This is a genomic window from Bradyrhizobium sp. SZCCHNS30572 (assembly GCF_032484415.1).
Taxonomy (GTDB): Bacteria; Pseudomonadota; Alphaproteobacteria; order Rhizobiales; family Xanthobacteraceae; genus Bradyrhizobium.
Genome location: NZ_JAUESY010000002.1, coordinates 34,776 through 53,817, shown reverse-complemented (window position 1 = coordinate 53,817; position 19,042 = coordinate 34,776). Strand labels below are relative to the sequence as shown.

Sequence of the window (19,042 nt, the reverse complement as noted above, 5' to 3'; positions counted from 1 at the left end):
CGCATTTTACAAAGCCCATTCAGCGGGCATTGACAGGGAACCAGCCCGGTTGCGGGCGCGGCGCCACGCTGCGGGCATTGGCCCGGTGTTTCGCGGTTTCGATTTACCCGTCCTTGACGAAGCCGAACCGAAAACACCTGCAGAAAACCATAATTGGTGAGCGACATGACCGATGTCTCCTTCATTCGACTCTGCCGCCGCTTCGTCCGACGGTTCGCCTGCGACCGCGGTGGCAATATCTCCATGCTGTTCGCCATCGCGCTCGTCCCCATCCTGGCCTTCGTCGGGGCAGGCGTCGACTACAGCCGGCTGAACGCCGCGCGGTCGTCGATGCAGGCGGCGCTCGACTCCACCTCGCTGATGCTGTCGCGCGACCTGGCGCAGGGCACGATCAGCGCAGCCGACATCGGAACCAAGGCAAGCGCCTATTTCAAGGCGCTCTACACCAGCACGGACGCACAGAACGTCACCGTCACGGCCAGCTATACCGCCTCGACCAGCTCGTCGGCCTCCAACATCCAATTGTCGGCCAACGGTCAGATCGTCACCCAGTTCATGAGGATTGCCGGCTTTCCGACCATGGACTTCGGCGCCAAAACGACATCGACCTGGGGCGACGTGAAGATGCGGGTGGCGCTCGCGCTCGACAATACCGGCTCGATGGCATCCAGCGGCAAGATGTCCGCGCTGCAGAACGCCGTGGCCGGCAGCGGCGGGCTGATCGACCAGCTCAGCGCGCTGGCCAAGACCCCGGGCGACGTCTACATCTCGGTCGTTCCATTCGCCAAGGTCGTGAACGTCGGCGCCAGCAATTACGCCAAGGACTGGATCGACTGGACCGACTGGCAGAATCCGCCCACGATCCAGCCTGCCAATGGCTCCTATCAGGCCGCAATCCCGAACGGCAGCTACACGCAATCGCAATGGGACATGGTGGGACCGGGATCCTCCTGTCCGTTCAAGTCCGGCAACGGCTTTCCCTACTTCTCCTGCACCAGCGACCCGGCGACCGGGAGTTCGAGCGCCTCGCGGATTCCGACGAGTGGGAGCTACACGGGCTACATCTGCCCGGGCTACGATTCCGCCTCGCACAGCTATTACAACGGCTGCTGGAACAGCGTTCAGACCAGCACGCGGGTGAACTGGTGCACCGGCAGCTATTGCAGTTGCCCGACCAGCGGCAGCAATCTTCCGAACAACACGTGTAGTTGCACGGGAAGCGGATCCAGCACGGTGTGCAAGGTCAACACCTTCACCCACACCTGGGTCGCCAACACCAAGAGCACCTGGACCGGATGCGTCGCCGACCGCACCCAGCCGAACGACGCAAATGCCGTGTCACCGGCGACCTCCGACGTGACGACGCTGTTCCCGGCCAACCAGCACATGGAGAACAACATCCAGTACTGCAGCAGCACGGCCTCCACGAAACTCGCGGAAATCGTGCCGCTCAGCTACAGCTGGAGCTCGCTGAAGAGCGCGGTCAACGCCATGCAGCCGACCGGCGGCACCAACCAGGCGATCGGACTTGCCTGGGCCGTGCAGTCGCTGATTCCAAACGGCGTGCTGGGCGCGCCGGCGGAGGACGTCAACACCACCTATAACCGTGTCATCATCCTGCTGTCGGACGGCCTGAACACCGAGGACCGCTGGCCCGAATACGGCAACGGCTCGTCGCAAGCCTCGGGCAACCCGATCGACGCGCGCCAGGCCCTGCTCTGCTCGAACCTGAAGAACACCAAGGATTCGAAGGGCAACGCGATGTACACGATCTACACGATCCAGGTGAACACGAGCTCGCCCGCCGATCCGACCTCGGCCGTGCTGCAGAACTGCGCCAGCAGTCCCGACAAGTTCTACATGCTGACGAGCTCGAGCCAGATCGTGACCACGTTCAACTCGATCGGCACCGCATTGTCGAAGCTGCGCGTCGCCAAATAACAGAAGCGCCGGGCACCGACAGCGCTCCACCTTCAGCCAACAAAAAAGCCCGGCGCAAGCCGGGCTTTGTGCTCCCTGCGGGCGCGAACGGTCAGTGCGCGGCCGGCGGGGTGAACTTGGCAGCGATGCCTTCCAGCGGCTTGAACGCCTGCTTGGCGAGATCCGAATACAGCCCGGCGATCTTCTGCGAATCGGCGACGAAGGTCTCGTAGGCCGACTTGGCGAACTCGGTCTGCACCTCGAGCACCTTGTCGAGCGACTTCACGCCCTGGAGCTTCTCGACGAACGACTTGGTGTCCTCGAACGACTTCTTGGTGTAGTCGCCATACGCGGTGGCGATGGCCTGAAGGCCGTTCTGCACGGTGGTCGCGGAGTTCACGACGGTCTCGAACTGCTCTTTGCCGTAGTTCTGAAAGTCTTCAACCTTAAACATGTGGCATTCCTTTCCCTGATTTTGAGCGCCCTCAGGGAAGCCCCGGCTCCCTGACGCATTCATAATATAGTGCATCGCACAAAAAAATCAAGAATTTTGTGCAATGCACCATCCCGGGCATTGCGGTCTCGACGCACCGTCGGACGCCCCAAGCCGGGGCAGTTCGGCAGAAATACCAGCCATCGCCGCAAGGTTTCTTTAATCCTTTGGCAACTCGACCGTCCTAACCTCTCCGGTGGTCCCGGCCAGCGTCGGCCGAACCGTAAAGCTGTTCTAAAACAGCGTCTTAACAAAACCTCAGTTCGAGGCCTTCGATGCTTGGCAGCGTCACGGCGCGATCGGGAGGTCCGACAGGCACGGTTACGGGGGCGTTCGGCACAATTTCGCCTTACGAGCCGGTGATCACGTCAGAAATTGGACGGGGATTTCATGCTTCGCAAAAAAATGGCTTCCTCGCGCCTGTTGCGAGTTGGCGTCTACGGACTGATCACCCTCGCGACGGCAGCAGTGGTCACGGTCGACAGCGCGGAGGCGCGTCGGCGCCATCGGCAGCATCACGCGCGTCACTCCCCCCATAATGACGAGGGCAGCTACAGCCCGGCGTTCGCGTCGATCGTCGTCGACGGCAATTCCGGCGCGACGCTGACGGCGACCAATCCCGACGCCTTGCGGCACCCCGCCTCGCTCACCAAGATCATGACGCTCTATTTGCTGTTCGAGCGGCTCGATTCCGGCAAGATGAAGCTCGATACCGAGATGCCGGTGTCCGAGCACGCCTCCGAGCAGTCGCCGACCAAGCTCGGCTTGCGCCCCGGCCAGAGCATCCGCGTCGAGGACGCGATCAAGGGCCTCGTGACGCGCTCGGCCAACGACGCCGCCGTGGTCATCGCAGAAGCGATCGGCGGCGACGAGGACGAGTTCGCCAAGATGATGACGCGCAAGGCGCGCTCGCTCGGCATGAGCCGCACCACCTATGTGAACGCCTCCGGCCTCCCCGCCGACGCGCAGATCACGACGGCGCGTGACCAGTCGATCCTCGGCCGCGCGATCCAGGACCGCTTCCCGCGGTACTACCGCTACTTCTCGACGGTGGTGTTCAATTATCGCGGCCAGTCGATCCGCAACCACAATCATCTGCTCGGCAATGTCGAGGGCATCGACGGCATCAAGACCGGCTACACCCGCGCCTCCGGCTTCAACATCGTGACCTCGCTGCGCCGCGGCAACCGCCATCTGATCGGCGTCGTACTCGGCGGCCGCAGCGGCGGCTCGCGTGACGCCATCATGCGCAACCTGCTCGCCGAAAATCTCGACAAGGGCGCGACCCGGCGCACCGTGGCGGCGATCGGCGAGCGCGGCGGCTCCGACAGCGGCGATGCCGATCAGGGCACGATGCAGCTCGCCTCGGCGGCGCCGGAGACGCCGGCCCCGAGCCGCGCCTCCAAGATCATCTCAACCCTCTCGGAAGCCACCGCGGCCCTGCCGCCGGCGGCACCGAGAGAGGCCAAGGTCGAGCCGGCGCCGATGACCTCCGGCGTGATCCAGAGCCAGCCGATGTCGATCGTTCCCGGCTCGACCGAGCCGATGAAGCCGGTCAAGGTCAGGACGGTCCAGGTCAAGGCCGGCGCGGTCAAGCTCGCGACCGCCGCGCCGCAGCCGGCCGCCCCTGCTCCCGCACCCTTCGCTCAGCGTGTCGAGGCCATCGAGCCGGCGCCGCCGATCGCCCGTACCGAGGCCCCCCGTCCCGACATGCCGCCGCAGCCGCCGGGCCATGGCACCGGCAACGGCATTCTCGGCGTGCTGCCCGCCTCCAGCCTGCCGGCAGGCTCGTCGCAGGCCATGGCCTATGCGGCGCCTCCGGCCCAGCCGGCGCCGACGCAGATCGCCTCCGCGAGCGCTGCGCCGGAGCTTCCGAGCAAGCCTTCCGTCACGCGCAGCGGCTGGATCATCCAGGTGGGAGCGCTGGACAACGAGGCCGAGGCCCAGAAGCGGATCGAGGCGGCCCGCAGCTCGGCACAAGGTCTCCTCAGCAAGGCCGATCCCTTCACCGAGACGGTTGCGAAGGGCGACAAGACCCTCATCCGCGCCCGCTTCGCCGGGCTCGATCGTGATCAGGCCGAGGCCGTCTGCAAGAAGCTGAAGCGCGCCGACATCTCCTGCATGACCGTGCACAACTAACGCCGGCACTGATCCTGTTCCGATGAGGCCCGCGCGACACAGCGCGGGCCTTTTCGTTTGCGGACCACGCGATCGACGGCGGGACGCACGGGTGCAAACCACTCGTCAAGGATTTCCCGCTAGAACTTTTTCACCATGACGAACGATCGTGCCTGGCAAGGGCGAGAGCCGCCGGCGTCGACAAAGTTGCGTTGAAAGCGGGTTCGGTGTTGTGGCGTTGGTGGCGTTGCCGGAGTTAGCCGTGATGCGTACGAAGCAGAGTATCCTTGGCCTCGTTCACCCGGGCGGCGAGGTACGTCGACCCCCCTTGGTCGGGATGCAGTTTCTTCATGAGCGCGCGGTGGGCACGCCCGATCTCGTCTCGCCCCGCGCCCGGCTGCAGGCCAAGGATCTGATAGGCCTCCTCTTCCGTCATTTTGGAGCTCGACGCCGCGCGGCCCTGCCGCCCTGCCGCATCGCCCTGCGCGTGCTGACGCCAAGCGGGAAACCGGCGGTCCAGATAAGTTTCAAGTAGAGCGACGCTGTCGGCATCGAGGCTCGGCGTCATCGCGGCGAGCTGCGGCAGATCGAACTCGTCCAGCGACCGGCCGGCATGGGCGCCGGCGACAAAGCGGCCCTGCATCTGCCCGCTGTCATGATCGAGCACCATCTCGATGAAATGCGAGCGCACCCGCGAGCTCTGACCGGACGAGCGCTGCCCACCCAGCCCGAACATGCTGCCGACATTGCCGAGACCACCGGGTGACCAGCCGAGCAGCCCCGCCCCGAACAACCCGATCGGGATCGCCACCACAAGCTCGCCGCGGAGGCCGGTGAAGGCTGCCACCGCAAGGCAGCCGATACCGCCGGCAACCTTGATCGCGCGCGCCAGCGCCGCCGGATTCGCGTTCCGGAACATCTGCAGCAACAGATAAAGGGTGATGACGGCGACGGCGCCAGCGATCAGTGTCATGACCCGAATATAGGGCGTGCCGGGACAAAAAGCATGATCGGCTGCGTCCGCGACCGGCAGGCTCGAGCCGCTGCGCCGGGCTTGACGTTGGCGGCCGCCGAAATCGATCTCTACTTCATCTGCCCGATCAGGCGTGCCGCGCCCGCTTCGGAGCCGGCCAGCCGGAGCAGCGCCGCCCGGCCACCCGCCGCGTAGGCCGCGGCGGCGCGCAGAAGGTCGCGCAACTGCGCGGATGCGCCGGGATCGAAACGGCACCATGCTCCCCCCGACAGCCGCGCCATCTCGCGAAACGCCTGCTCGGCCGCGGGCTCATTGCCCTCCTGGAACATGAACAGCGGAACCTTCAGCAGGCCGAGCTCGCCGGCCTTTGCGCAGAGCACGTCGACATTCTCCTCCATCGCGTCGCCAACGAACACGACGGCGCGGATTCCGGATGCTGTCGCATGGCGCCGCGCCTCGGCAAGAACCTTGCCGATCTGGGTCTGGCCGCCGCGGCAATCGATCTTGCCCATCAGCCGGGCGAGCTCAGCGCTGTCGGATATCCAGCCAGTGGCGCGGCATTCATCGAAGCCACGATAGTACACCAACCGGATATCGAGGCTGCCGAGTGCGGCGGCCTCGCGAAACATGTCGGCCTGCAGGGCACAGGCCATGTCCCAGGTTGGCTGGCGGCTCAGGGTCGCATCAAGCGCAAAGACGAGACGGCCTCTGGTTCCCTGAGCGGCAGGAGCCATGGCCTTGGCCTGCGCAACGAACGCCGCAACGGCGTCTGCCGTGGAACGCTCATTGTCGGGCAACCGCTGCTGGCGCGATCCCTCTTCGGCCGAGGTCAACGGGGCAGAACCGGGCTTCGAACGATCATCGACCATGCACGCACCTTGCTCGGACGCGCATCATGTGGGCAGGCGGACGGACGGCTTCAACAACGGCAACGCATCTGCCCGCCGACGTGGCAGGCAAGGATCAGGCGAGGCTGGCGCGCGCCCCGGCGGCTTGCGCGCTCAATGCGTCAGCGGCTTGGCCGGCGTCGCGGTCTTGCCAACCGGCGCATAAGGCGCGACGGGACCCGGATCGAGCAACGGGGTCTTGGTCTCGACCGGCCCGATGTCGCTGGTGCTGTCGCTATCGGCGAGGAACTTGTCCAGCATGGCCTGGATCGACGACTTGGCGTCGTCAGGTCCGGTGTCGCGCATGTCGTTGTGCTGGAAGTCCGTCTTGACGACGGTGATGCCTTCCTTCTCGCAGATGTCGTCGCTCGGGATCACGCCGGGATCGGTCTTGAATTGCGGGTCCTTCGAGCGGAACGACAGGATCTTGAACTTGCCGTCGGTGACGAACGGGACGCGGAGGTTGTCGAGCGTGACGACCTTCCGGACGTCTTCGGGATACTGCTTGGCGAAATACATCGAGATGTCGCCGCCCATCGAATGACCAACCATCGTCAGATGATCATAGTCGGCATTCGGCTGCACCTGGTGCATCTGCTCGACGGCGAACCGGATGTTGGCGACACCGCGCTGGATCTGCGGCAGCCGGCCGACATAGGGCTCGCCGACCTTCGTCACCATCGGCGCATCGGTCGGCAGGTCGTGCTGGATGCTGACCGCCATGTAGCCGCGCGCAGCAAATACGTTGGCCAGGAACGAGTACTCGGTGAACTTGACGGTGTTGCCGTGATTGAGGATCGCGACCGGCAGCTTGATCATGCCGGCTTCGGCCTGCATCTCCTTGTCGCGCCGGACGGCCACGGCGACCTCGACCAGCCGGTTGTCGCGCGAGGCGTCATAGAACCTGATGGTCTCGTGCCGGATAGCCCACTTGCTCGCGGTGAAGTAGCCGACCGCCGCCAGCACGCTGACAGACACAAGAACGGTTATTCCACGCTTCATGTTCGTCCCTCGGGAGCACAATCAAAGGTAGTTTTGAACCTGTAAGACTCTCGCGACCCGTTCTGTTTAATATATGTAACGGCGCTGTGACAGGAAGACCAAATGTTGTGTATCCGTCGCCCGTTCGTTGTGCGTCGCACCTAGTTGCTGTGCAGCATAGCTGGGTTCCGCCGCCCGTCTCTTGCGACTTGAGCCCTGAACGTCAGGTTCAAATCAGTCATGAATTTGACGGTAATCTAGCGAAATTGGCGGCTGCGGCGTTGACCTGAGACAAATCTTCCTCTGTCCGCCCCCAAAACAGGCCGGACGCGCCGTTACCCGCCACCGCTGTCCGCAGATTGTTTAACCAAGCCGGGCGCACGTTCAACGCGCACAATGTCTCAGGCGAGGTCTCGCCCGAGTGCGGACGGTATTCAGGCGCTGATGATGTCGTGCAGGTCGAGTGGCTTGTCGACCTGGGCGAACCATTCGGCGCGGTTCGCGGCGCGGCGGCGGCCGCGCTCGTCCAGCGGCAGCTTGAGCTGGCGCAGCAGGCTGGTGACCTCCTCCCGGGCCGTGACGTGGCCGAGATTGGGGCGGGTGCCCAGGGTCGCCTCGTCGATGTCGTCGAGCGCGGTCAGTCCGCGCGGGAAGAACTCACGGTAGACGACGCGTTCGGCAAAGCCGTCGATGGCGCGAAAGCCGAGCCGCAGCGACAGGTCCTTGAGGCCGTCGGCGACCAGTTGCTTGTTGCGGGAGCCGAGCATCGACAGCCGGTTGCGGACCACGATCCAGTCGGTCATCGCACCGTCCACCTGGCGGCGCTTGCGCCGGACGTCACGCACCATCTCCGCATAGTGGCTCTCGCCGGTCACGGCATATGTCGCGGGATCGACCGTTCCCAGCACGTCGAAGTCGAGGAAGCTGTCGTTGATCGGCGTGACCAGCGTATCCGCCATCGAATGCGCCAGGCGCATCAGGTAGCTGTCGTTGCCGGGCGTATCGATGACGATGAAATCGAACGAGCGTTCGACGGCGCTCACGGCCTCCATGAACTGCTGGAACTCGGTGTTCTCGTTCTCGTCGATCTGCAACGTCCGGCCGAGCTGGATGCAGTAGTGCGTCGGCAGTTCGAGGCGCAGGCCGGTGCGGCGCGCCCAGGCGCTCCGGTTGTTGATGTAATGGGTGAAGCTCTGCTGGCGGCAATCGAGATCGATCGTGGCGACACGCTGGCCGGCCTTCAGGAGTGCCACGGCAATGTGCAGGGCGGTGGTCGACTTGCCCGACCCGCCCTTCTCGTTTCCAAGCACAACCACGTGGGCCGAGCCCGATTGTCCTTGGCTAGTTTGCACCAGCATGTTGTCGACCTCTTACGATCATCTTCGAGTCACGGTCGTCTGCGGTCAAGTGAAATGCATCGTCATCGTGAATCCCACGGGGGACGCATCCTCCGCTACTACTTGACGCGCGCGTTTACCAACTCCGCATCGGACGCGGAGACGTGCTAACAGGCGTATTCAAGTATGCTGAGCGGCGTGTCGCGTTCTTGTTAAGGGCAGTCGCCCGAGCGTCAAGGCCGAACAGTGCAACCGCAATTTTTCGCTGTGAGATCGAGCAAAAATGTCACGAAGCCCGCGCGTCGCCCGCACCGTTTCCGCCCTCCGCCGCGAGCTCGACAGCTTGCGCGCGAGAAAAGCCAGCATCGCGCTCGTGCCGACCATGGGCGCCCTGCATGAAGGGCACATCTCGCTGGTCCGGCTGGCGAAGCGCCGCGCCGACAAGGTGGTCGTCTCGATCTTCGTCAACCCGACTCAGTTCGCGCCGACGGAGGATTTCGGGTCCTACCCCCGGACCTGGAAGGAGGATGTTGCGAAACTCGCGGCCGAGCGCGTCGATCTGATCTGGCATCCCGACGCGAAGGCGATGTATCCGGACGGCTTCGCGACGCGGATCGTGCCGGAGGGCGCGGCATTGGCCGGGCTGGAGGATCGCTTCCGTCCGCATTTCTTCGGCGGGGTCGCGACCGTGGTCGCCAAGCTGTTCACGCAATGCCGGCCGGACGTCGCGATCTTCGGCGAGAAGGACTATCAGCAGCTCCGCGTCGTCGCCCAGATGGCGCGCGACCTCGATCTCGGCGTCCGTGTCGTCGGATCCCGTACGGTGCGCGAACGCGACGGACTCGCGATGTCGTCGCGCAATGTCTACCTCACGGCAGACGAGCGGCGGGCGGCGCCGACGCTGCACCGTGTCCTGAAGGAGCTGGCGGCCCGGCTGCGCGCCGGCGACGACATGCAGGCGGCCATTGGGGATGGCGCCGCCGCGATCACCGAAGCCGGCTTTGCCTTGGACTATCTCGAGGTCCGCCACGCCGAGACGCTGGCGCCCATCGCCCCGAACGAGTCAGGACCGAAACGCATCCTGGTCGCGGCCAAGATCGGAACCACGCGACTGATCGACAATATCGCCGCGTGAGCCGCCGGGAGACCAGCCGTCCGCCAACACCGTGAGCGCGCCCTCGCCCGCAAGGCAGAGGCCGCCGCGCGTGAGATGCTCACGCGCAACACCACCGGCTCATCGAAGTCCTACAGCAGGCCGAGATCGCGCAGCTCGCGGCGCAGCGGCTCGGGCATGGCTTCGACGCCCGCCGCACCGGACTTTCCGAGATCGGCCGGCGCATCCTCGGCGGTCAGATAGCGCCAGCCCTGGAACGGACGCATCGGCCGCGGCGACACCGCGATCACCTTCGGCTGCATGATGATGCGGCACCGCCCGATGCCGTCGCCGTCGCGGAACGGCTCGATGCCGACGATCTTCTCGCGCGCGGCGACCTCACCGCGAATCACCCAATACAGCGAGCCGCCGGCGAGGATGTCCTCGACCCGTTTCGGCGTCATCCGCGTGACATGGACGTGCTGCTGCGGCAGGCCCTTCTTCTTGGCCGCGAGCATGCGCTCGGCGATCCACTCCTTCAGCTCTTTCACGGACTCGCAGCCGACGGCGAGCTTGATCAGGTGCAGAGGCATGATGGCGGTTCGACCAGCGGGATCTATTCGTTGTTGGCGGCCGGCTCGGCGGCCTCAGGCGCCGCTTGAGGCGCCGCAGCGGCCGGCTTCGGCTTCGGCGCGGCCTTCTTGGCCGCCGGCGGCGCCTGGGCGTGGCTGGCAGCCACGGTCGGTGGGGCTGCGGGCGGCGCAAGCTGCGTCGGCGGTTTCGGCGCGGCGGCTGCCGGGGCGACCGAGCGCGTCGAGGCCGTCGGCTCGGGATTCATGATGCTGACCGGCGGGGTGTTCGCCGAGCTGGGAAATTCGGCGGTCGTCGGCTTGCCGTTCGGCGCCGACGGCGCCAGCCCTGGAGGCGCCAATCCCGCAAAGGTCCCAGCGGCCGGTTGGCCCGGCGCCGCATTCCACTGCGAGGCGTAGCGCGTCACCAGCCCCTCATAGGTCCGCCCTTCCATGTTGTTCATCAGTTGCTGGCGATCACCCACGGCACGGAACATCACGCAATCGCTCGGCGTGCAGCGGTCGCGTGTCAGCAGCACATAGGCCATCAGGCCATAACGATCGCGCTCGACGGCGCGGCGCAGCGCCAGCAGCTCCGCGGTCATCACCTTGTTGGCGCTGGCGACGTCGCCCACCTGGGACAGCCGGCTCAGCATGCCCGCCGCATAACTGACGGCCGCGGCGGTCATCTCGGCCGATCCGAACAGGCTCTTCTCGCAATTCGCGAGCACCAGATCGCCGGCGAGATCATCCACGCAGGCCAGGGCGGGTGCCGAGAGGCCGACGGAGGCGGTCACCGCAGGATCGCCATTGGCGCCACGCGGGGTCGCATCCTGGCTCCGCATCATCGACGCCACCGCAATCCCGACCGCCAGCAGCGTGATCACCGTCAGCGCGCCGTTGGCGACCGATTTCTCGGCCCTGAGCAGCGTCATCAGCACGACCAGTGCAAAGAAACCCGCCGCGGCAACGGTGAGCCACATCGGGAACGCCGGTGAGTTCAAGAGCTGATCCAACGAGGAAGGCCAGGTCGAGTTCATGCGCGCTTGTTCCTGACGCGGGCCAGCGAAAACGGCCCCGATGGCGTCCCTACATGGGACGGCCGTGAAACGATCATCAAATTCAAATGATCACCCGATCGATTGCGGCCCCACCAAGACAATAAGACGATTCCATACGCCTGCGGGCGCCGGATGGTGTGGAGCTACCCGCTATCCCCAAAGGGATCGCGCAGCAATCGTCATCACCTCGCGCCACGGCTCCCGAACGCGTGGCAACTCCCCCTCTCGCTTCGGCCATGTCTCCGGCGGCCGCGTCCGCCGACGCGGCACGTCATCTTCAAGACAAGGCCAATTGGCTCTCTCTGGCAACCCGCTCGAAGGCTTCCGTCGAGCTTTTGATCCGATACTGGCAGTCGTCGTCTTCCGTCGGAAGCTGGCGGATGATCTCGTAGGTGCCTGTGGCGGCCGGACGCGAGACGTTGCTCGCGGTGAAATAGACGGTCGCCCCAATGGGGAACTTGTGTTTCAACGCCCTCTCCTGCTCGCATGCCGGCAAGAGCCCCTGGTCCCGCTGCCCGGGCCGGCGTGTCTTTATAAATATCGCGCTTATATCACGCCGCCGCCCGCCCTGACCAGCGACCTCACGACATGGCAAACGCGGAGATTGCGAGAGTCTTCAACGGGATGGACCCGCAAACGGTATTCTTGGACGAGCGGGTCGGGGTTCGCTCGTCCACCACGGACCAAATCGCGAACGGACGAGACCGCTCAGATGTTCTCGACCCGCTCGATGACCCAGTCCTCCGCCAGGCCGTCCTTCACCCAGGCCGCGAAGGCCGGCATCGCCATCATCATGTCCATGTAGGCGCGGGTTTCGGCGGCGACCGGAATGGCGAAACTGTGGAAGCGCGTGACCACCGGCGCGAACATGGCGTCGGCGGCGCCGAAGCGGCCGAACAGGAACGGCCCGCCATGGCTGTAGCGGGCACGGCAGTCGCGCCAGATGTCCTCGATCCGGGCGATGTTGGCCCTGGCATCGGCAGACAGCTCCACCGGCCGCACCGGCCGGTGCAGGTTCATCGGGCATTCGTTGCGCAAGGCCGGAAAGCCGGAGTGCATCTCCGCGCAGACGGATCGGGCATGGGCGCGCGCAGCGGCATCGGCGGGCCACAGCCCCGCCTGCGGGAAGCGCTCGGCGAGATATTCGATGATCGCGAGCGAATCCCACACGCTGATCGCGCCATCGATCAGGATCGGCACCTTGCCGGCCGGGGAATGCTCAAGGATGCGCGCCTTGTCGGCGGGATCGGCGGTGTAGAGCGGGATCACGATCTCATCGAAGGCGATGTCGCAGCCGCGCAGCGCCAGCCACGGCCGCATCGACCATGAGGAATAGTTCTTGTTGCCGATCACCAGCTTCAGCGTCATGTCGCACCGTCTCCGTGTTGGGCGTGGACGGCCCGCGCAGCCGCGCCGTCGACGCTCATGCTATGGGCGACGCATACAGGATGATCGGCCGTTGCGTCGACACACAAGCGCTACGCCCCAGACCACGCGCCCGCCCCCGTGCCGTCGCCGGCCGCAGGGCAGATCAGCGGGCGAAATCCTGCGGCGTGAACGACATCTCGATCACCTTCCACTCGTTGTAGCGATCGGGAGGCAACATCGCGTAGGGCTGGCAGGCATTCAACGCCTGGACCGCGCTCTCCTTGAGCTGGATCGCCTTGGAGGCTGCGACGACCTCTATCACCTCCGGCTCCGTCGCCAGCCGTCCATCCGGTGTCATGCCGAAGCGCAGCCTGATGAGCACGTTGTCCGACAGCGACAGCGACGCCGGCAGCCGCGCGCAGCTCCTGACCTTCTGCCGCAGGGCCGCTTCCAGATTGGCGGCGAGGTTCGTCGTCGCGGTCGGTCCGGCGTCCTTGCCGTCCTCCGGGCCGCCGGGACGCGGCAACGGTGACAGCGGCTCGGGGAGACCGAGCATGACCCCATACTTCACCGTGAGATCCGGTTCGGGAGGCACATAGGTCGGCGCGGGTGCCGGCACGGGCGGCGGCGCCGGCCTGACGGCGGATTTGCTCTCCGCCTTTGCGGCCGTCTTCACCGCCTTGGGCGATGCAGCCTGCGCCGGCTGTTTTGCCGCCGGCGCAGGCTGCATCGGAGGATTGGGGGTCTCCCTGGCGTCCTGCGGGGGACTGGGCGGTGGCGGTGCGGCGGTCGCGGGCAAGGCGCTCGGGTCCGGCTGCGGCAGCACCAGATCCGGCGTCGGGGATGGCGATGGCGTGGCGATGGGCTCGGGCGTCTTCTGCGGCTCGTCAGCGTCGACGATGTTGACCTCGATCTCGTCGCTCTTGGGCAGCTCGTAAGGCCGGACCGAGGTCGAGACCACGACCCCACCGGCGATCAGGAGATGCGCGAGCACGGACGCGGCGATGCCCCAACGGATGAACTGCCAACGTTCCATGCTGCTTCACTACGCCCGCGCATGAGCGAAGGCGCGCGGTGCGCCATCGCTCTGATCATCGGCAGGGAATGCGGCAGCCGCCGTCGTGCGGCCCGCCGGCCGCTCCCTGTCATGTCAGGCTGTAGCACAAATGCGCGGGCGCCGCCCTCAATCCCATTTCGGCGCAAAGGCGAAGTTGGTCATCCGTCCTTCGGGGCTGCCCATCGCGAAGATGTCGGCCATGTCCTGCTCCGAGAGCTCGAAATCGAACACGTCGAGGTTCTCGGACAGCCGTTCGACCTTGGAGGTCCGCGGGATCGCCACGACGTTCTGCTGCACCAGCCAGCGCAGGCAGATCTGCGCCGGGCTCTTGCCATGGGCGCGGCCGATCCGCGTCAAGGTCGGATCGTTCTTGATCTTGCCCTTGGCGATCGGGCTGTAGGCGACGAGCGCGATGCCATGGCGCGCGCAGGCCTCGCGGACCTTGGTCTGATCGAGATAGGGATGATACTCGACCTGATTGCACACCAGCGGCTCCGGCGATGCCGCCACTGCCTCGTCGAGCAGACCGACCGTGAAATTGGACACGCCGATATGGCGTGCGAGCCCGAGCGTCTTGGCATGGGCCAGCGCGCCGAGCGTCTCGGTCAGCGGCACGTGCGGATTGGGCCAGTGCAGCAGCAACAGGTCGACCTCGGAGACGCGCAGCCGGACCAGGCTCTCTTTGGCCGAGCGCTCGAGATCGTGCGGCGCAAAATGCGTGGTCCACACCTTGGTCGTCAGGAACACCTCGTTGCGCCGGACGCGGGACGCACGCAGGCCCTCGCCGACCTCGTGCTCGTTCTCATAGACCTGCGCGGTGTCGATGTGCCGGTAGCCGAGAGTGAGCGCCTGCTCGACGATGCGGCTGCAGGTGCGGCCACGCAGCTCCCAGGTTCCGAGACCCAAGGCGGGAATCCTGGCACCATTGGCCTCGATCATCAGCATGGCCGTGCACTCCAGCGCGCGTGCAACATTATGTAGGCACACGCTGGGCGTTGCCAACGCACGACCCGTGGTGGGCTTAAGTCTTGGCTAAAGCCGCGAACACCGTCTCGGGCGCGTGCGCGATGACGGTGAGCAGCGCGCGCGCCGGGCCGCGCGGCATGCGCTTGCCCTGCTCCCAATTGCGGATGGTCTCGACGGGCACACCGAGCTTGGCGGCGAATTCCTGTTGGGTCAGATGCACCCGCCGCCTGAGATCGCGCACTTCGAGCGGAGCCGCGGGCGCCAGCGGAATCTCCTCCCCGTCGCGCAGCTCCACGATCCGTCCATCTGCCTTCAGCCGCAAGCGTTGCATCGTCCGACTCCGTGTCGAGCAACAGTCTCGCCGAACCACGTTAAGGCCGGATTAACGATATAAGTCGTTCAGGCGCCGGGGTTATTTCAGGCCGAACCAGAGCGTGGCGATGCCGAGAAACGAGAAGAAACCGACCACATCGGTCACCGTCGTGACGAAGGTTCCGGAGGCGACGGCGGGGTCGGCGCGGACCCGTTCGAGCACCATCGGGATCAGAATGCCGCCCAGCGCACCCGCGACGAGATTCGAGATCATTGCAAGCCCGATGACGATGCCGAGCCCGGGCATCTTGAACCACGCCACGGCGGCGATGCCAGTGACGAGCGCAAAGGCCAGGCCATTGACGAGCCCGACCAGCCCCTCGCGCATCACCACCCGCATCGCATTGTTCGCCCCGAGCTCCCGCGTCGCCAGCGCGCGCACCGCCACCGTCATGGTCTGGGTCGCGGCATTGCCGCCCTGACTGGCGACGATCGGCGCGAGCACGGCGAGCGCCACCATCTGCTGCAACTGGTCCTCGAACAGGCCGAGCACCGATGACGCCAGGAACGCGGTGGCGAGATTGATCAGCAGCCAGTTGAAGCGGCCCTTGGCGATGGTCCAGACGCTGTCGGACAGTTCCTCGTCGCCCGACACGCCGCCGAGCGCCTTGAAATCCTCGTCGGCCTCCTCCTCGATGACATCGACCACGTCGTCGATGGTGATGACGCCGGCCAGCCGGTTCTCGGCATCGACCACGGGGGCCGCGACCAGATTGTACTTGCCGAACAGCCGCGCCACCTCGGCCAGATCGTCGGTGACGGTGACGCGACGGCGGTCCTCGTCGATCAGATCGGCCAGCGGAACCGGACGGCGGGCGCGCAGCAGCGTATCGAGCGACACCGCACCCTGCCAATGCCGAGCGTCGTCGACCGCATAGATCTCGTAGAACCGCTCGGGCAGATCCCGCGTCTCGCGCATGTAGTCGATGGCCTCGCCGACCGTCCAACCCAGCGGAACCGCGATGAACTCCCTCTGCATGCGGCGGCCGGCCGAGCCCTCGGGATAGTCGAGGCTGCGCGCGAGCGCGTCGCGCTCGGACGGCGGCAGGCGTTCGAGGATCTCCTCCTTGTCCTCCTCGTCGAGGCTTTCCAACAGCTCGACGGCGTCATCGGATTCGAGCTCGCGCACGCCCTCGGCGACGGTCGCGGGCTCGAGCTCCTCGAGGATCTCCTCGCGGACCGCGTCGTCGACCTCGTTCAGCGCGGAGAAGTCGAAATCGGTGCCGGTCAGCTCGACCAGCCGGACACGGTCGTCCGGTGCGAGCGCCGCGATCAGGTCGCCGAGGTCGGCCTCGTGCAGCTCGGCGACCTCGGCGCGCAGGAACGCCTCGTCCTCGGCGGCGATGGCCGCCGTGATGGCCGCGATGAATTCGGCGCGAATCTCGCCGGATTCCGTGCGCATCGGCGCACGATCGCGTAGAGTTGCATCAGCATGGGCAACGTCCGATGTCTCGTTCATGACGTGCCTCACGCGCTTGATTTCAGAGCAAATGGTCTGATTTGTGCTTTCACGCATTACATAATCGGCAACAGCGAGCGCAACGGGAAAAGATGCGGCCTTGGCGATCGATGACAGGATGGGTAAACGCGGCCGGCGTCGTGGCGGCGCTGCTCGCGGCTGACGTCACCGCGGCCGCGCCTGCCGCATGCCCGCGCGAAGGTACGCTCGGCACGTCGCGCATTCTCACCGTCGACGCCGCGACACATCCGCGCGTCGGACTGAAGAGCTTCCCGGACACGCTGCCGCTGCATGACGGCGAAGTGGTTCTGACCTTCGACGACGGCCCGTCGCCGCCGATGACCGACAAGGTGCTGGCCGCGCTCGCCAGGGAATGCGTGCGCGCGACCTTCTTCCTGGTCGGCGAGCCTGCGTCGCGCCGCGCCGCGTGGGTGCGGAAGATCGCGGCCGAAGGCCACACCATAGGCCATCACAGCTTCACGCATGCGAATCTCGCGCACATCACGCCGGAACAGGCCGTCGATGAGATCGATCGCGGCATCGCCGCCGACGAGAAGGCGCTCAACGGCGCGGAGACGACCACGCCGTCGACGCCATTCTTCCGCTTCCCCTATTTCGAATCGACACCGGCGACGCTCGACCTGCTGCAGTCGCGCGGCATCGTCGTGTTCGGGGCCGATCTCTGGGCCAGCGACTGGAACCCGATGTCACCGCAGCAGACGCTGAAGCTGCTGACCGCCCGGCTGAGCCAGGCGCGCAAGGGCATCATCCTGCTGCACGATCCTCAGCCGCGCACGGTCGCCATGTTGCCCGCGTTCCTGCGCTACCTGAAGAACCACGGCTATCGCGTGGTCCATGTGGTTCCGAAGCAGCCGGCGGATGTGCATCACGAGCAGCATAGCGAGCGCCCTTCACCTGCGCCGACGCCGCCGCACGAAGGTGGTTAATCCGTCGTTCAGGGCAGCTGTCTACGCTCGACGGCCGTGATCGCGGCGATTTCTGCCGCTTGCAATCCGGCAACAGCCGCGCGCAAACCGGAACCCGGAACGATGTCATCTCGCGACAGCCGAACATCCCTGCTATGTCTTGGCGGTCGCTTGCGCCTTCCGCGCGGCTGCGACACATCATCGAGCGTCGAAGACCCTGGCCGAAGGCGTCGGGACGGTGAAGGGAATGTGAGCAGCGTGATGCGTGATCGTCGGTGGGCTTGCGTCGGACGGCCAACATGGCTCGCAGTGCTGTTGGGCACCGTCGCCTGCTTCGCCTCCAGTGTCGGATCATCGGCGGCATCGGCAGCCGATTGCCCCGGACATCCCAACGCGCTCGGCACGTCGCGCGTCCTGGTGGTCGATCCGCGCGAGCATCCGCGCATCGGCGCGATGCAGTACAAGGAGACGCTGCCGCTGAAAGATCACGAGGTCGTCATCACCTTCGACGACGGCCCGCTGCCGAAATACAGCAATCAGGTGCTGCAGATCCTTGCCGATCAATGCGTCAAGGCGACGTTCTTCACCATCGGCCGCCAGGCCAAGGCCGATCCCGAGGGCGTGAGGAAGCTTGCGGCCGCCGGCCACACCATCGGCACCCACAGCCAGAACCATCCGCTGAGCTTCAACAAGATGACGCTCGACCAGGTCAAGCCCGAGGTCGACCAGGGGATCGCCTGGACGACAGCGGCGCTCACCGATCCGTCGGCGCTGTCGCCATTCTTCCGCGTGCCCGGCCTGCTGCGCGGCGACGCCGTGGAGAGCTACGCCGCCTCGCTCGGCCTGCAGGTCTGGAGCGCCGATTTCCTCGCCGACGACTGGCGCAACATCTCCGGCGCCAAGGTCTACGAGCTCGCGATGAAGCGGCTGGAGGCGCGCGGCAAGGGCATCCTGCTGCTGCACGACATCCATGCGCGCACCGCCACGGCGCTGCCGAAGATCCTCGCCGAGCTCAAGGCCAAGAACTACCGCATCGTCCACGTCGTGGCGGCGACACCGGACCGGCCGGCGACGCCGACCGAGCCCGAGGACTGGCTGGTGCACCGCCCGTCGGACGAGACCCCGGTGGCGCATTGGCCCAAGATCGCGCCCGTCGATCTCGCTGGCGCCGATACCGGGGCCCGGGCCAGGCTGGACGATTTCGGGATTCTCAACGTGCCGGCGGCCGTCGCGCGTGTCGTGCAGAAGCCTGCATGGCCGCGTCCGCCGCTCGCGCCGCGGCTTGCGGCGCCGGCCTTGGCAGCGCCGGCGTCCGATCTGTTCGCATGGCCGCCTGTCGCGCCGCTGTCGGCGCAGCGGCGCCAGCTGGCCCGGCTCGAGAGCCCGGCCCCGAAGGCTGTGGCCGCCAAGCCGGCGCCGCGCCCGGTGCGCCTCGCCAGCCTCAGGCGGCGCTGAACATTCG

The 19,042-nt window shown here is 66.0% G+C and carries 18 protein-coding genes; 5 read left to right on the top strand and 13 right to left on the bottom strand.

Features of this window, described 5'->3' with window-relative positions; genetic code table 11:
• The first annotated feature begins 165 nt into the window (after window positions 1-165).
• Window positions 166-1,941, top strand: a complete 1,776-nt coding sequence (locus QX048_RS05170; protein WP_315827275.1) for a pilus assembly protein — start codon at window positions 166-168, stop codon at window positions 1,939-1,941.
• Window positions 1,942-2,032: 91 nt separating this feature from the next.
• Here QX048_RS05170 and QX048_RS05165 read toward each other — a convergent pair whose 3' ends face one another.
• On the bottom strand, window positions 2,033-2,374 hold the full coding sequence (locus tag QX048_RS05165) for a phasin family protein (protein ID WP_315718372.1): 342 nt from the start codon (window positions 2,372-2,374) through the stop codon (window positions 2,033-2,035).
• Between the two features lie 429 nt (window positions 2,375-2,803).
• Between QX048_RS05165 and QX048_RS05160 the strand changes: the two genes are divergently transcribed.
• Window positions 2,804-4,552 (top strand): D-alanyl-D-alanine carboxypeptidase, encoded by a 1,749-nt coding sequence (locus tag QX048_RS05160; protein ID WP_315827276.1) that lies wholly within the window; start codon window positions 2,804-2,806, stop codon window positions 4,550-4,552.
• Window positions 4,553-4,787: 235 nt separating this feature from the next.
• On the opposite strand, the gene QX048_RS05155 is transcribed toward QX048_RS05160, so the two are convergent.
• The 4 genes from QX048_RS05155 to QX048_RS05140 form a co-directional block, all read right to left on the bottom strand.
• Window positions 4,788-5,504, bottom strand: a complete 717-nt coding sequence (locus tag QX048_RS05155) for a DnaJ domain-containing protein (protein ID WP_315827300.1) — start codon at window positions 5,502-5,504, stop codon at window positions 4,788-4,790.
• A gap of 110 nt (window positions 5,505-5,614) precedes the next feature.
• A complete protein-coding gene (locus tag QX048_RS05150; protein ID WP_315718370.1) occupies window positions 5,615-6,373 on the bottom strand; it encodes a VWA domain-containing protein in 759 nt (252 codons plus the stop codon).
• A gap of 132 nt (window positions 6,374-6,505) precedes the next feature.
• Window positions 6,506-7,393: an alpha/beta fold hydrolase gene (locus tag QX048_RS05145; RefSeq protein ID WP_315718369.1), complete on the bottom strand. Its 888-nt coding sequence runs from the start codon at window positions 7,391-7,393 to the stop codon at window positions 6,506-6,508.
• A gap of 413 nt (window positions 7,394-7,806) precedes the next feature.
• Complete coding sequence (locus QX048_RS05140; RefSeq protein ID WP_315718368.1) at window positions 7,807-8,730, bottom strand: division plane positioning ATPase MipZ; 924 nt, start codon at window positions 8,728-8,730, stop codon at window positions 7,807-7,809.
• Window positions 8,731-8,992: 262 nt separating this feature from the next.
• Between QX048_RS05140 and panC the strand changes: the two genes are divergently transcribed.
• Window positions 8,993-9,844: a pantoate--beta-alanine ligase gene (panC, locus tag QX048_RS05135; RefSeq protein WP_315753003.1), complete on the top strand. Its 852-nt coding sequence runs from the start codon at window positions 8,993-8,995 to the stop codon at window positions 9,842-9,844.
• A gap of 110 nt (window positions 9,845-9,954) precedes the next feature.
• Here the strand turns inward: panC and QX048_RS05130 are convergent, their stop codons facing one another.
• From QX048_RS05130 to mgtE, 8 genes are all read right to left on the bottom strand, one after another.
• Window positions 9,955-10,395, bottom strand: coding sequence for a DUF1489 domain-containing protein (locus tag QX048_RS05130; protein WP_315718366.1), 441 nt, complete (start codon window positions 10,393-10,395; stop codon window positions 9,955-9,957).
• A 23-nt stretch (window positions 10,396-10,418) separates the two neighbouring features.
• Window positions 10,419-11,411, bottom strand: coding sequence for a hypothetical protein (locus QX048_RS05125; RefSeq protein WP_315827277.1), 993 nt, complete (start codon window positions 11,409-11,411; stop codon window positions 10,419-10,421).
• 298 nt (window positions 11,412-11,709) lie between these two features.
• On the bottom strand, window positions 11,710-11,901 hold the full coding sequence (locus tag QX048_RS05120) for a hypothetical protein (RefSeq protein WP_315718364.1): 192 nt from the start codon (window positions 11,899-11,901) through the stop codon (window positions 11,710-11,712).
• A 239-nt stretch (window positions 11,902-12,140) separates the two neighbouring features.
• Window positions 12,141-12,800 (bottom strand): glutathione S-transferase family protein, encoded by a 660-nt coding sequence (locus tag QX048_RS05115; RefSeq protein ID WP_315718363.1) that lies wholly within the window; start codon window positions 12,798-12,800, stop codon window positions 12,141-12,143.
• A gap of 163 nt (window positions 12,801-12,963) precedes the next feature.
• On the bottom strand, window positions 12,964-13,836 hold the full coding sequence (locus QX048_RS05110; protein ID WP_315827278.1) for a hypothetical protein: 873 nt from the start codon (window positions 13,834-13,836) through the stop codon (window positions 12,964-12,966).
• Window positions 13,837-13,983: 147 nt separating this feature from the next.
• Window positions 13,984-14,802 (bottom strand): aldo/keto reductase, encoded by an 819-nt coding sequence (locus tag QX048_RS05105; protein WP_315827279.1) that lies wholly within the window; start codon window positions 14,800-14,802, stop codon window positions 13,984-13,986.
• A 76-nt stretch (window positions 14,803-14,878) separates the two neighbouring features.
• Window positions 14,879-15,154 carry a helix-turn-helix domain-containing protein gene (locus QX048_RS05100; RefSeq protein WP_315718360.1) on the bottom strand — a complete coding sequence of 92 codons (276 nt, stop codon included), beginning with the start codon at window positions 15,152-15,154 and terminating at the stop codon, window positions 14,879-14,881.
• A gap of 81 nt (window positions 15,155-15,235) precedes the next feature.
• Window positions 15,236-16,654: a magnesium transporter gene (gene mgtE / locus QX048_RS05095; protein WP_315718359.1), complete on the bottom strand. Its 1,419-nt coding sequence runs from the start codon at window positions 16,652-16,654 to the stop codon at window positions 15,236-15,238.
• Window positions 16,655-16,764: 110 nt separating this feature from the next.
• Here mgtE and QX048_RS05090 point away from each other — a divergent pair, with 110 nt between their 5' ends.
• Together QX048_RS05090 and QX048_RS05085 are read left to right on the top strand one after the other, a co-directional pair.
• Window positions 16,765-17,601, top strand: coding sequence for a polysaccharide deacetylase family protein (locus QX048_RS05090; RefSeq protein ID WP_315753006.1), 837 nt, complete (start codon window positions 16,765-16,767; stop codon window positions 17,599-17,601).
• 240 nt (window positions 17,602-17,841) lie between these two features.
• Complete coding sequence (locus QX048_RS05085; RefSeq protein WP_315718357.1) at window positions 17,842-19,035, top strand: polysaccharide deacetylase family protein; 1,194 nt, start codon at window positions 17,842-17,844, stop codon at window positions 19,033-19,035.
• Window positions 19,036-19,042: the final 7 nt, after the last annotated feature.